13 protein-coding genes and 4 tRNA genes are annotated in these 13,585 nt (G+C 40.1%); 15 read left to right on the top strand and 2 right to left on the bottom strand.

Translation table 11 applies throughout. The features are described from left to right. Positions 1 to 273, bottom strand: a complete 273-nt coding sequence (locus ACH8JV_RS13840) for a DUF2218 domain-containing protein (RefSeq protein ID WP_000843452.1) — start codon at positions 271 to 273, stop codon at positions 1 to 3. 184 nt (positions 274 to 457) lie between these two features. On the opposite strand from ACH8JV_RS13840, the gene rpe reads away from it, so the two are divergent. The 14 genes from rpe to ACH8JV_RS13770 all read left to right on the top strand — a co-directional run bounded on the left by rpe (position 458) and on the right by ACH8JV_RS13770 (position 10,755). Continuing rightward, positions 458 to 1,144: a ribulose-phosphate 3-epimerase gene (rpe, locus tag ACH8JV_RS13835; protein WP_019456697.1), complete on the top strand. Its 687-nt coding sequence runs from the start codon at positions 458 to 460 to the stop codon at positions 1,142 to 1,144. A gap of 436 nt (positions 1,145 to 1,580) precedes the next feature. Then, positions 1,581 to 2,402, top strand: a complete 822-nt coding sequence (locus ACH8JV_RS13830) for a Cof-type HAD-IIB family hydrolase (RefSeq protein ID WP_396521845.1) — start codon at positions 1,581 to 1,583, stop codon at positions 2,400 to 2,402. 101 nt (positions 2,403 to 2,503) lie between these two features. Continuing rightward, positions 2,504 to 2,896: a hypothetical protein gene (locus ACH8JV_RS13825; protein ID WP_311070526.1), complete on the top strand. Its 393-nt coding sequence runs from the start codon at positions 2,504 to 2,506 to the stop codon at positions 2,894 to 2,896. A 40-nt stretch (positions 2,897 to 2,936) separates the two neighbouring features. Continuing rightward, complete coding sequence (locus tag ACH8JV_RS13820; protein ID WP_396521843.1) at positions 2,937 to 4,919, top strand: multicopper oxidase domain-containing protein; 1,983 nt, start codon at positions 2,937 to 2,939, stop codon at positions 4,917 to 4,919. Then, positions 4,906 to 5,661 carry a copper resistance protein B gene (locus ACH8JV_RS13815; RefSeq protein WP_396521841.1) on the top strand — a complete coding sequence of 252 codons (756 nt, stop codon included), beginning with the start codon at positions 4,906 to 4,908 and terminating at the stop codon, positions 5,659 to 5,661. The genes ACH8JV_RS13820 and ACH8JV_RS13815 overlap by 14 nt, the downstream gene beginning before the upstream one ends. Positions 5,662 to 5,689: 28 nt before the next feature. Then, a complete protein-coding gene (locus ACH8JV_RS13810; protein WP_396521839.1) occupies positions 5,690 to 6,685 on the top strand; it encodes a cation transporter in 996 nt (331 codons plus the stop codon). 149 nt (positions 6,686 to 6,834) lie between these two features. Then, complete coding sequence (locus ACH8JV_RS13805; protein ID WP_002050323.1) at positions 6,835 to 7,155, top strand: multidrug efflux SMR transporter; 321 nt, start codon at positions 6,835 to 6,837, stop codon at positions 7,153 to 7,155. Between the two features lie 11 nt (positions 7,156 to 7,166). Next, positions 7,167 to 7,646 (top strand): methylated-DNA--[protein]-cysteine S-methyltransferase, encoded by a 480-nt coding sequence (locus ACH8JV_RS13800; protein ID WP_100192885.1) that lies wholly within the window; start codon positions 7,167 to 7,169, stop codon positions 7,644 to 7,646. A gap of 136 nt (positions 7,647 to 7,782) precedes the next feature. Beyond that, a complete protein-coding gene (gene argJ / locus ACH8JV_RS13795) occupies positions 7,783 to 9,003 on the top strand; it encodes a bifunctional glutamate N-acetyltransferase/amino-acid acetyltransferase ArgJ (RefSeq protein WP_396521836.1) in 1,221 nt (406 codons plus the stop codon). A gap of 145 nt (positions 9,004 to 9,148) precedes the next feature. Then, positions 9,149 to 10,213: a quinolinate synthase NadA gene (nadA, locus tag ACH8JV_RS13790; RefSeq protein WP_024433993.1), complete on the top strand. Its 1,065-nt coding sequence runs from the start codon at positions 9,149 to 9,151 to the stop codon at positions 10,211 to 10,213. Between the two features lie 142 nt (positions 10,214 to 10,355). Beyond that, positions 10,356 to 10,432: transfer RNA gene (locus tag ACH8JV_RS13785), tRNA-Pro, on the top strand. A 56-nt stretch (positions 10,433 to 10,488) separates the two neighbouring features. After that, positions 10,489 to 10,565 (top strand) — tRNA-Arg (locus ACH8JV_RS13780). 33 nt (positions 10,566 to 10,598) lie between these two features. Further along, positions 10,599 to 10,674, top strand: a tRNA-His gene (locus ACH8JV_RS13775). A gap of 4 nt (positions 10,675 to 10,678) precedes the next feature. Continuing rightward, positions 10,679 to 10,755 (top strand) — tRNA-Pro (locus ACH8JV_RS13770). Positions 10,756 to 10,933: 178 nt separating this feature from the next. Here the strand turns inward: ACH8JV_RS13770 and add are convergent. Then, entirely contained in the window at positions 10,934 to 11,929 is a 996-nt protein-coding gene (gene add / locus ACH8JV_RS13765; protein WP_396521834.1) for an adenosine deaminase, read from the bottom strand. Between the two features lie 403 nt (positions 11,930 to 12,332). Between add and ACH8JV_RS13760 the strand changes: the two genes are divergently transcribed. Continuing rightward, on the top strand, positions 12,333 to 13,508 hold the full coding sequence (locus tag ACH8JV_RS13760; RefSeq protein ID WP_396521832.1) for a zinc-binding dehydrogenase: 1,176 nt from the start codon (positions 12,333 to 12,335) through the stop codon (positions 13,506 to 13,508). The last annotated feature ends 77 nt before the right edge of the window (positions 13,509 to 13,585 follow it).

Below are 13,585 nucleotides of genomic sequence, written 5' to 3'. Positions count from 1 at the left end.
TTAGTGCTGCCATTCCACCTGAAATTCTTGTTGAGCCATACGGTTTAGATGATCAAGGACAACTTTTTCCAAGTGGTCATGGTCATCTAACTGGCTATCAATGGCAACATTTAATTGCTCTGTTTCTGGTGCAAGCGTAATGGTTGCTGTAGGCATTAAGATTTTAAAATCTTGCTCAGTTTCTTGTACTTCAAACTTATGTTTCCAATGATTAACTAGACGTTTTGCAATGCGTTTTCCATCGTTTGTTAATAGATGAGTCGTACTTTTCATTATCAATCCTCACATTGGTTTAATGTACCTTAACAAATTCGTTTGGCACTTGGCATTCTATAGTAGCAACGTTACGTTGCAAGTTTGAAATGTTGTCATTTAAACAAGGAAGGGCGGGCTAAGTAGGTTCTTTTTTGTTATAATTTCTAGCCTCTCCTTAAACTTCTAGCCAGGTCATCCACCTATGTCCAAGCCTTATTTGATTGCTCCTTCTATTTTATCTGCCGATTTTGCTCGTTTAGGCGAAGATGTAGACAAAGTGTTAGCTGCAGGTGCAGATGTAGTGCATTTTGACGTGATGGATAATCACTATGTTCCAAACTTAACTTTTGGTGCTGGTGTATGTAAGGCTCTAAAAAACTATGGTGTTAAAGCTCCAATTGATGTGCATTTAATGGTGTCTCCAGTTGACCGTATTATTGGTGATTTCCTAGAGGCTGGCGCTGATATTATTACTTTCCATCCAGAAGCATCTCACCACATTGATCGTTCATTACAACTGATTAAGTCTGGTGGTGCTAAAGCAGGTTTAGTCTTTAACCCAGCAACACCGTTACACCATTTAGATTACGTGCTTGATAAAGTTGACCAAATTTTAATCATGAGTGTAAACCCTGGCTTTGGTGGACAAAAGTTCATTCCAATGACTTTAGAAAAATTACGTGCAGCGCGCAAAATTATCGATGCAAGTGGCCGTGATATCCGTTTAGAAGTTGACGGTGGTGTTGGCCCAGCAAATATCCGTGAAATTGCAGAAGCGGGTGCAGATATGTTTGTTGCTGGTTCAGCAATTTTTGGTCAACCAGATTATAAAGTTGTAATTGATCAAATGCGTGCAGAGCTTGCTAAAGTAGGGACGAAAGAGGTTTAACAGCTTTTTTGTGCTTGGATAAGGTGAGAAGTGCTTTTCGCCACTCACAGCATAGCTGTTCGTCTTGCACTCGGGCAGCGATACTTAATTGCTGCTACCCCTCGTTCATGTGGATAACTTTGTTTATAACTATATGGATAACTGTGTTGATAACCGTATGGATAAGATGTTGGTAAAATAAACAAAATGAGATCAACCGTTTACTCTCTAAACAAAATATATGAAAAAAGAACGCTTTGGCGTTCTTTTTTTATGCGTATTGAATATTTTATTGTCTGGTTTTTTATTAAGCTTTGCTAAAAAATAACCTGTGCAAAAAACGAGATGAGGCTGTATAAAACTTTTAAAAACTTATAGAGAGAAAACTGTAAAAGTGTCATGAAAAGTAAAGCTAAATTTGATTTAATAAGATTTTAGTAAGAGACCTAGATCATTAATGACAGTAAAAATTTTAGCGGTAGATATGGATGGGACTTTTCTTAATTCTAAGAAGCAGTACAACAAAGCACGTTTTTTAAAACAGTACGAACAACTTAAACAAAATAATATTCATTTCGTGGTTGCCAGTGGTAACCAACTCGCAAAGCTGATTACCTATTTTCCAGAAATTAGTCATGAAATTGCTTTTATTGCAGAAAATGGCGCGCATGTTGTAGATGCAGGGCAAGAAATAGCTTTTGCTCATTTAAGTCACCAACAATATATTGAGATTTTAAAAGCGATTGACTCTTTATATACCTCAACTATGGTGATCTGCGGGAAACAGAGTGCTTATGTGCATAGCAGCATGAATGCGGAGGACTATGCCAAAGTCGCTCGATACTTTGAAAAGCTAACAGTTATTGATGATTTTTATGCACTAGATGACTTGGTGTGTAAAATTACTTTTACTGCTCAGGAAAACGAAAGCTTTGCGATTTTTGAACATTTTCAGAAAAAAAGTTTTGTTGCAGACAAAGTCTTAGTGCCTGTTTCAAGTGGTTTTGGTTTTATCGATTTAATTCTTCCTGATCAGCATAAAGCGCATGGTTTGAAGCTATTACTACAAAAATGGCAGATTGAACCTGATCAAGTGGTGGCGATAGGTGATAACAATAATGATATTCAGATGATTAAAGCAGTCGGTTATGGGTTTGCGGTTGAAAATGCTGTTCAAGCTTTAAAAGCAGTGGCACCTTATGCAACTGTAAGTAATGAACAAGAAGGTGCACTAGATGTGATTGATTTAGTCCTTCAGCATCAACCCCCGTTTGCCTAATGACCGTAAAAACAATCAATTAAGATGTAAAATTGTATCTGATTTAAAACTTGGTTATGCTAATACACCATAGATAAATGGATTGCTCAAGGCAATAAATGATGACACTGCAACACTTACGCAAGTATGCTTGGTTTGTGTTCCTAATGACTTTGGTCGTTGGGTGGAGTGGTGTGTCTGTTGCTCAGATGCCTATGCAGCATGATCTTCATACGATGCCATGTCATAGTAAGCAAATGACACATCATACTATGCAGGGTCAAGCTGATGATCAGGCGATGTGCCATCAATCTATGGTGAAAGTTTCTCAACATGGTGAACACTGCCAAGACTGTAACCCAGTCCATTGTCAGATGCTGAATCTGGCTTTGCAGCAAGCTGTACCAGACGTTGAAACATCATTTATTCCTATTTCATCTCAATTTAGTAGTGTTTATCAGGCTCAGCATTTAGCCGGATACTGGCAAGAAATTTTACGTCCTCCAAAAGCTTAATCCTTTCTTACTTATTTTTTTAGTTCAAAGGATTACAGCAATGTCTCATAAAACAATTAGCAGCCTCGTCGCTGTATTTGGTCTATTGGTTTCACCATGGACTCTCGCGGCAATTAAGGAATATCACCTTAATATTAATGAACAACAGGTCAATATTACTGGTCAGCCGCTCAAACGAATTACCGTAAATGGAAAATTTACAGCCCCACTTCTTGAGTTTGAGGAAGGGGATGAGGCTGTTATTCATGTTCATAACCAATTAAAGAATCAAGATACGTCTTTGCATTGGCATGGGTTGTTACTGCCAGGGTTAATGGATGGTGTACCGGGTTTTAATAATTTCAAAGGAATCGCGCCAAACGGAGATTTTGTTTACCGTTTTAAGGTGAAACAAAATGGCACATATTGGTATCACGCGCATAGTAAAGGCCAAGAGCAAGATGGTTTATATGGGCCACTCGTAATTTACCCCAAAGGGAAAATACCAGTTGCGGCACATGAAAAAACTGATCGTGATTATGTGGTGATGCTTTCAGATTTTCATAACTCTTCTAGCGATAGTATTTTAAAGAATTTAAAGAAATCTGCTGAGTATTATCAAAACCGCCGTGAAACCGTATCTGATGTGTGGAAGCAAGTTAAAGCACAAGGCTTAAAGGCAACTTGGCAAGATCGTTCCATGTGGAATCAGATGCGGATGTTAAAAACCGATATGTCTGATGTGACGGGTTATACCTTCTTAGTTAATGGCAAGACACCAGAGCAAAACTGGACAGGTAATTTTAAAGCTGGCGATAAGGTTCGATTACGATTTATTAATGCTTCAGCAATGTCATTTTTTGATGTCAGAATTCCAAATTTGAAAATGACTGTTGTGAGTGCAGACGGACAGCCAGTTAAGCCTGTAGCAATTGATGAGTTTCGTATTGGTACAGCGGAAACCTACGATGTCATTGTAGAACCTAAACAAGCAAATTATCAGATTGAAGCAGAGTCTATTGACCGTAGTGGTTTCGCTATCGGCACTTTGCACAATGAAAATACACAGGCTGTGGGGCCAGTCCAAATGCCAACACCACGCCCACGTGCTTTGTTAACCATGGACGATATGGGCATGAGTCATGGTGATGGAAGTGATGATCATGCTGGTCATCAAATGAATATGCAACATGACATGTCATCAATGCCTGAAATGAAAAAAGAGGCGGTTCAAGATAGTGCTAACCATCATCATGCAATGATGAACATGGATCATGACATGAAAAATATGTCATCTGAAGAACATGATCACTCTATGATGCAAATGAAGCACGACATGTCGGCCATGCCTGAAATGAAAAATCAGGATGCCCATGCCAGTCATAATCATATGATGGAAATGGATCATGACATGAAAAATATGTCATCTGGTGAACATGATCCCTCTATGATGCAAATGAAGCATGAGATGCCATCTCAATCTGAGAATAAGACTAAAAATAATGAGCCTGTTTATGGCTGGGCAAATGCTTCAACACCAGCGGGTATGAAAGCACTGCAATATAGTGATTTGCAATCTTTGACGCCTCAACCAGACACACGTGCGCCAGAACGAGAGCTTGTTATTCGTTTAGGCGGCAACATGGAGCGTTATATCTGGACCATTAATGGCAAAAAATTTAACGAAGCTGAACCATTACAAGTTAAGTATGGCGAACGTATTCGCTTGAAGTTCGTGAGTGACAGCATGATGGCTCACCCAATGCATTTACATGGCATGTTCATGCAATTAGAAAATGGCCAACAAGCTGAAAACTTACCAAATAAACATACCGTTATTGTTCCACCCGGAAAAACCGTTACTGCGTTGTTGACAGCCGATGCCTTAGGAGAATGGGCGATTCATTGTCATTTGCTTTATCACATGAGTGCAGGGATGATGAATAAGTTGATTGTGGCTCAAGTAAATGATGGAGTAGTAGATGCATCTCAAGCACCTGTTCAATCTGAAAATGAAAAAGGAGCTAGTCATGCGCATCACTAAGTTATTTTCTCAAATGATATGTTGCGGTGTTTTTTCAGGTATATCTGTATTTACTTTTGCTCAAGAACCTTTAACTCATGATCATTTACGTGAACATGGTGGACAGGTTTATCAAGCAACAAAAATTGATACTGGCTGGACTCAAAATGAAGAAGGGGAAGGACGTTTTTCTTCTGAATTGGAAAGCTGGGTGGGAACTGATGAAAACAAACTGTTCATTAAAGCCCACGTTGAAAAAGCTGAGTCGGAAGATGCCAATTATGGCGGTTCAGTACTTTATAGCCGAAATATAGCTGACTATTGGGATGTGCAGGCTGGGGTAAACTACGAGCGTTTAAAACGGGAAGCTGAAAAGCAAGATCGCTGGGCTGGTGTAGTGGGCTTACACGGCATGGCACCTTACTTTTTTGAAACCGATGCATATCTTTACGCAGGTGAAGATCAACTATGGAAGTTAAGTTTGGAAACGGAAAGAGACTTACTCTTTACCCAAAAGCTAATTGGTAAACCTTATTTAAAAGCAGATGTTGTTTTACAAGATGAATCTCGCTATGCCAGTAAAACGGGATTATCGAGTTTACAAGCTGGTTTTCAAACCCGTTATGAAATCAATAAAAAGGTCATGCCATTTGTTGATGTCGGTTATGGTTATGAAAAAGGTTTAAAACAAACTGCTTGGCAAACTGGAACCGACTCTGAACATGGTTGGTATTATGGTGTAGGGTTAACACTTAAATTCTAATTGCCGAACAAAAATTAAGCTTAATGACATGCCATTGGTTTATACTGATGGCATTGTTTTTTGTGTCAGTTATGGTGCAAAGATGGCTTTAGAAAAACAAGAGAATCAAATAAATGTAAATAAAAGCTGTTCAAGCTGTGGGTGCTCAAGCGTAGCAACTCAGGACTATTCTATGCCGAGTGAACCTATGGCGAATAAAATCCAATGGGTGAGTTATTACCATATTCCTCACATGGATTGTGCAGCAGAAGAGCAAATGGTGCGAATGGCTTTAGTCCCTTATGCTGCAAATATTCAAGAACTTGAATTTGATTTACCTACTCGTCATTTAGCGGTGTATCACAGTACAGACGCTGAAAAAATTACCCGAAGCCTGCAACGCCTAGGTTTAGGGGCAGAGTTGCAACAAACCCAGCCACACTATGAACCTGTTGAAAAACCTAAAAAGGTACGTGCTAGCTCTTCAAACCATGCAGCACAAAAACAGGTTTTACAGTGGCTGTTACTCATTAATGCTGTGATGTTTTTCATCGAATTTATGGCAGGTATTATTGCGTCATCAACTGGGTTAATTGCTGACTCGCTCGATATGTTTGCCGATGCGGCAATTTATGGCATTGCTTTATTTGTGGTGGGTAAAAACCTCAATGCTCAATTAAAGGCTGCACATATTTCCGGATGGTTTCAGTTTGGCTTAGCCATGATTGTGTTGGTTGATGTATTGCGCCGTTTTATTTACGGCAGTGAACCTGTTTCAATTCTCATGATTTTAATTGGTGGCTTGGCACTTGCAGCCAATATTAGTTGCCTTTATTTAATGAGAGACCATAAGGAGAGTGGGGCACATATGAAGGCGAGTTATATATTTTCTGCAAATGATGTCATCGTAAACTTAGGTGTCATTATTGCGGGAATATTAGTTGCAATCACAGGTTCTCGTTATCCTGATTTAATTATTGGATTGATTATTGTTTTGTTTGTTTTAAATGGTGCTCGGAAAATTCTACAACTCAAAAATGAATAATATTTTCTGATAGAGGTAAGCTTGGGTTCGGGTTTGCCTTCATTTTTTATTTTAAAGTAAACTGAGTCTCCACATACAGGAGGAACGACCTCCCCCATAATGGGTAATCATGTCAGGACGACCTGACACTATAAAAATTAGTGAATGTTATGGCTTGGGCTATTTTAATTTTAGCAGGTGTATTTGAAATCATTTGGGCATATTCTATGAAAATGTCCGAAGGTTTTACACGCTTAACCCCTAGTGTTATTACCGTAGTTTTTATGATTTTGAGTGTAGTTCTGCTTTCAATATCCATGAAAACTTTACCCCTTGGTACTGCTTATACGGTTTGGACAGGCATTGGTGCAATTGGATCATTCTTAGTGGGTATATTTTTTCTTAATGAACCTATTGGTGCGATGAGAATGATTGCCGCTGTACTGATTGTTTCGGGACTGGTTCTAATGAAAATTTCGTCTCCATCTTAAAAGGATAAAGTATGTTGCTGTCTTATAAGTATATCAATTCGCCTGTTGGGCAATTAAAACTAGTTGCGAATGAAAATGCTTTGGTAGCAGTACTTTGGGACAATGAAAATCCAAAACGTGTTCGACTGGCAGAGCTGGTCGAACAAACTGAGCATCCAGTTTTATTAAAAACTGAACAACAATTAAAAGAATATTTTGAAGGCAAGCGCCGTGAATTTACATTGCCATTAGATTTTGAAGGTACAGCATTTCAAAAACAGGTATGGGCGGCATTACTCAGCATTCCTTATGGTGAAACAAGAAGTTATAAAGAGATTGCTGTTCAAATTGGTAATGAAAAAGCCGTGCGTGCAGTAGGTGCTGCCAATGGTAAAAACCCGATTTCAATTATTGCACCTTGTCACCGAGTCATTGGGGCAGGCGGTGCCTTGGTCGGTTTTGCTGGTGGTCTTGATAAGAAAGATATTTTATTAAAATTAGAGCAAAAATAAGCTATTTTTAGCGCTCGATTTTTTCAGGCTTTTCTAATAAGCTGTCAACACTGATATTTCATGTAAAGCGGCTTTTCTTGCATCGCTATTTTCTGAAATATTAATCTTTTCATAACAAACTCTGGATGTTCTAAAAATGGCTGTCGGCGACGTAACAATGCCACAAATGCATGTGGTAAAAGGTGTAAAAATTGGCTCAACAGAAGCATATGTACGTTACCAAAACCGACGAGATTTAGTCATTTTTGAGTTTGCAGAAGGTTCAAACGTTGCGGGTGTATTTACCCAAAATGCATTCTGTGCTGCACCTGTTCATGTATCAAAAGCTCATCTTGCTCAAGGCAACCCTCGTTATTTAGTAATTAATACAGGTAATGCCAATGCGGGTACAGGACCTACAGGCTTAAAAAATGCCCAAGACACTTGCGCGAAGTTAGCTGAGCTTGCTTGTGTGAACAGTTTTGAAGTACTGCCATTTTCTACAGGTGTGATTGGTGAGCAGCTTCCAATGGAGCGTTTACTTGCTGGTCTTCAGCCTGCATTAAATAGCGTACAAGATGCTGCTTGGAATGATGCTGCAACTGGCATTATGACGACAGACACTGTGCCTAAAGGTGCATCTGAAAAATTTGAACTTGATGGCATTACTTATACCATGACAGGTATTAGTAAAGGTGCAGGCATGATTCGTCCAAACATGGCAACGATGCTGAGCTTTGTAGCTACAGATGCGCCTATTCGCCGCGATTTAGTACAAAAGCTATTAAAGACCACGGTTGAGCATTCATTTAACCGTATTACCATTGATGGTGACACTTCAACAAATGACTCTTGTATTTTTGTGGCGACTGGTCAGGCAGGTGGCACTGAAATTACATCAGAAAGCGATGCACGCTACGCGAAAGTATTAGAAGTGCTTGCTCGTGTCATGAACCGTTTAGCGCAGTTAATTATTCGTGATGGCGAAGGTGCAACGAAGTTTATTACTGTTGCTGTAGAGGGCGGCGGTAACATTCAAGAGTGTTGTGACATTGCGTATAGCATTGCGCATTCTCCACTCGTTAAAACTGCACTTTTTGCATCTGACCCGAACTGGGGACGTATTTTAGCGGCAATTGGCTATGCTGGAGTGAAAGACCTAGACGTATCTAAAATTCAGGTATGGTTAGACGACGTACAAATCTGTAAAGATGGTGGTGCGGCAGAGGACTATACCGAAGAAGCTGGTGCGCGCGTTATGGCACAAACGGAAATTACCATTCGTGTTGATTTAGGTCGCGGTCAAGCCAAAGATACAGTCTACACCTGTGACTTATCTTACGACTACGTCAAGATTAATGCAGATTACCGTTCGTAAATATTCAGTTATAATCAAGCCTCGACAAAGAGGCTTTTTTATTAGCCCCAACTTTTGATATTAAATGATTCAATCCGTAAATCATTTAAGCAGTAACGTTATATGCGAGCAGGTATGCCAGCATGAAGGATAGAGAAGACGTTTTATGAGTGATGCGACTTTAATTGCCAACGATGCAAAAAACATTGTACAAGCGCATTTAGACCGTTTAGGTGAGCCAAAAGACAACCGCCTAAGTGAAGAAGCAAAACAACAAAAGTTTGCACAGATCGAAGCAGAGCTCAAAAAACGTGATGCTGTCCTTGTTGCTCACTACTATTGCGATCCGGATGTACAAGAACTTGCTGAAAAAACAGGTGGATGCGTTTCTGACTCTTTAGAAATGGCTCGTTTTGGACGAGACCATGCAGCCTCTACACTGGTTGTGGCTGGTGTAAAGTTTATGGGAGAAACAGCTAAAATTCTGTCTCCTGAAAAAACAATTTTAATGCCAACACTTGAAGCAACCTGCTCACTCGACTTGGGTTGTCCAGTTGATGAGTTCACGGCATTTTGTGATCAACACCCTGACCATACCGTAGTGGTTTATGCCAATACATCTGCTGCTGTTAAAGCACGTGCAGATTGGGTAGTGACTTCAAGCTGTGCTGTTGAAATTGTTGAGCATCTAGATAGCTTAGGCGAAAAAATTATTTGGGCACCAGATCAGCACTTAGGTCGCTATATTCAAAAGAAAACCGGTGCAGATATGTTGCTTTGGGATGGTGCATGTATTGTGCATGAAGAATTCCGTGCACGTGGTATTGCCAACATGAAAGCACTGTATCCAGATGCGGCTGTATTGGTACATCCAGAGTCGCCAGAGTCGGTTGTAGAAATTGCCGATGCGGTAGGCAGTACTTCTCAACTGATTAAAGCTGCGCAGACTTTGCCAAATGAAAGACTCATTGTGGCAACTGACCGCGGTATTTTCTACAAAATGCAGCAGGCGGTACCAAATAAGATTTTAGTTGAAGCACCAACAGCGGGTGAGGGGGCAACTTGTCGTTCATGTGCTCACTGTCCGTGGATGGCAATGAATGAACTCGACGGAATTTTAGAAGTTTTACAAAAAGGTGATCAGGAAATACACGTTGATCCAGCGCTGGCTGAACGTGCCAAAATGCCTTTAGATCGAATGTTAGCCTTTAGTGCATCGTTAAAACGTTAAAAAACCTCAAAATGCTTGTTAAATATACATTTGATAAGGATTTTTAACTTTTTTTGAGAATAGGTGTTGACGTCTGAGGGCGTCGCGCCTAGAATGCACACCGTACCGCACGATGTGCGATACAGCAAAAGCTGAGATAGATCGGAGCATAGCACAGCCTGGTAGTGCACCTGGTTTGGGACCAGGGGGTCGTAGGTTCGAATCCTACTGCTCCGACCACTTAAAATAATATTTTAAGATCGGCGAAGTATCGCATGATAAGCATCATCGGTTAAGCGCCTGTAGCTCAGTTGGATAGAGCATCCGCCTTCTAAGCGGATGGTCACAGGTTCGAATCCTGTCAGGCGCGCCATTTGGTAGCTTGGTACATAGAACTTATTTGATGGTGGATGTAGCTCAGTTGGTAGAGCCCTGGATTGTGATTCCAGTTGTCGCGGGTTCGAATCCCGTCATTCACCCCAATTTCGGAGCATAGCACAGCCTGGTAGTGCACCTGGTTTGGGACCAGGGGGTCGTAGGTTCGAATCCTACTGCTCCGACCATATTTTAAAAGCGTTCAAGCTTTGAAATATCCCAAATATTGAAAAGAATTTCTTCTAGCTTTAAAGGTGGAGGGAATTTTTTTTGTTTTTATATATTTAAATTTTAATTCATACACACTCCAATATTTGAACTTCTTTATATAAGCTCTGTTCTCTGTTCTCTGTTCTCTGTTCTCTGTTATTGATATTTTTGCCTTAACTCATCCTTATCTTGATCTGATAAAAATGCGATTTTTAGTCCATTTTCTTGAGCTGTATAAATTTGCTCAGGGCTTAAACCAGCTAATGGGGCAGCAGTTAAATATTCATGTTGTATCTCAATGCCTTCTACTGCTGGGTCGTCCGTATTAATGGTGGCAAGCACACCATGTTCTAAAAAAGTTTTTAACGGATGTTCTGCTAAAGACCGCACTGTATTGGTTTGAATGTTTGAGGTGAGACAAGATTCAATACCAATCTGATGTTTTGCCAAATAATCTAAAAGTTTTAAATCTTGAACTGCTTTAACGCCATGTCCAATTCGTTCGGCACCTAATTCTTCAATAGCTTGCCAAATACTTTCTGGGCCAGCAGCTTCACCTGCATGTACTGTAATATGCCAACCTGCATCACGTGCTTTTTTAAAGTGATCAATAAATAAATTACCAGGAAAACCAAGCTCGTCTCCAGCGAGATCCAACGCTTTAATATCATTTTTATGGGCAAGTAGGGCGTTTAATTCTTTTTCGCAGGCTTCTTGACCAAAAGTACGACTCATAATGCCGATTAAATTCGCTTTTACCCCGTAAGCTTGACTGCCTTCTTTTACGCCCGCAATAACTGCTTCAACAACACCTTCAAGTGGAAGTTGATGTGTCATTCCCATATAACCCGGTGAAAAACGTAGTTCTACATAGTCTAAGCCTTGCTGTGCTGCATCTTGCATGTTTTCAAAAGCAATACGTTTGCAGGCATCTAAACTCGCTAATACTTTTACGCCCCAGTCGAGCTTAGATAAAAAACTTAATAAGTCAGGTTGGTTATCCATAACTTGTACGTGTGGTCGTAACGTTTCAATGTCGTAAGCAGGTAAATCTAAATGGTATTGTTGGCCCAATTCTAAAATGGTTTGAATGCGGATGTTGCCATCAAGGTGGCGGTGTATATCTGTAAGCGGAAGTGTTTTGGTAATCATAGATTTCTTCTTATCAATTTGTCTTAATTCATCATGCCTGTTTAGGACTGCTGATAAAAGTTTGGATTTGCTATGTTTTTGTGAAAAGCGTTGAGTTGAGTTTTTTGAACTTACTATATTTGTATAAGTTTTAATTTTGATGACATTGTTCTGGCTTAAGAAGACAACACAGTCTGTGTAAGATACAAGCACCAAGGTTTTTATTGTTTTTAATTTCGCTGAGCCTGTTTTTTTGTTGACTCTTCAAGAGTAGATTGGCTGAAGAATGGTCATTGGTATTTTGGCTTTTACTTGTAAAGATGAATAAAGGCTTGCTAAAGATCAAACTGATAAAGCGATTAATTTATCTGTAGAAATCTATTTCTGGCAAGTAAATGAAAAAGAAGAAATAGGAAGCGCTCAAATGAAGTCGGTACTTTGTCATCAAGCAATATTGCAAGTCGTGGACCAACCGAACTTAACGCCTGCAAAAGGGCAGGTTTTATTGGAAGTGGTGCGATGTGGGATCTGTGGTTCAGATTTACATATGCAGCACCACTGTGACCACATGCATGATTTGGCTGCACGTGTAGGGTTTAATGGTTTAGCGAAGTCTACAGATCCGTTTGTACTAGGACATGAGTTCTGTGGCAAGGTTTTGGATTATGGTCCAAAAACACGTCATAAATTTAAAGCAGATACACTTGTTTGTGCAATGCCGCTTTTAAATGTAGATCAGCATGGTTATTTGTCTACAGGGCTTTCCCCAAATGCTTCGGGTGGTTATGCCGAGCAAGTATTGGCTCAATCAAGTTTGATGTTTGAAGTACCTAATGGTCTAGATGCAGATAGTGCTGCCATGACTGAACCTATGGCGGTTGCATTACATGCTGTTCGCCGTAGCCGTGTGAAAACTGGTGAACCTGCGATTGTGATTGGTTGTGGTCCTGTTGGGTTAGGTGTCATATTAATGCTTAAAGCAGCTGGGGTTAAAACCGTGGTTGCCAGCGACTTTTCACCAAATCGCCGTAAGCTTGCCGAGCAATGTGGTGCGGATATTGTGGTAGACCCTAAAGAGACATCACCATTTGCCAACTGGAAAGAGTTTGGTTTGCTTGGCAATGTTTCCGATGCGATTAACATGGGCATGGGGCTGTTTGATAAGTTGCAAGCGACACGCTTACCGTGGTGGCATGGATGGCGCATGATTGACAAATTAGGCGCTCTACCAAAACGTCCTGTTATTTTTGAGTGTGTAGGCGTACCGGGTGTTTTGCAGCAAATTATTGAAGGTACACCTTTGTTTTCCCGAATTGTTGGGGTGGGCGTGTGCATGCAAAGTGACAAAATAGAACCCGCACTTGCAATTAATAAAGAGTTAGAAATTCAGTTTGTGTTGGGCTATACACCGCTTGAGTTTAGAGATGCGCTACACATGATTGCAGAAGGGAAAGTGAACTGTTCACCGCTCATTACGGGTGTTGTTGGCCTAGAAGGTGTAACTAATGCATTTGAAGCGTTACGTGATCCTGAACAGCATGCCAAAATCTTGATTGACCCGAAACGTAGCGGTTCAGATATTCAATTAATGAGTCATTAATTTCAAAGTCATTTATGCTTAACTAAAAGGTTGTGATCTTATCAATCACAATCTTTTTTTATGCGTATAGATCGAAC

The sequence above is a fragment of the Acinetobacter sp. ABJ_C5_2 genome (assembly GCF_044538485.1).
In the GTDB taxonomy this organism is placed as follows: Bacteria; Pseudomonadota; Gammaproteobacteria; order Pseudomonadales; family Moraxellaceae; genus Acinetobacter; species Acinetobacter nosocomialis_A.
The sequence above is the reverse complement of the archived record's forward strand: the minus strand, read 5'-3'. Positions and strand labels throughout refer to the sequence as shown.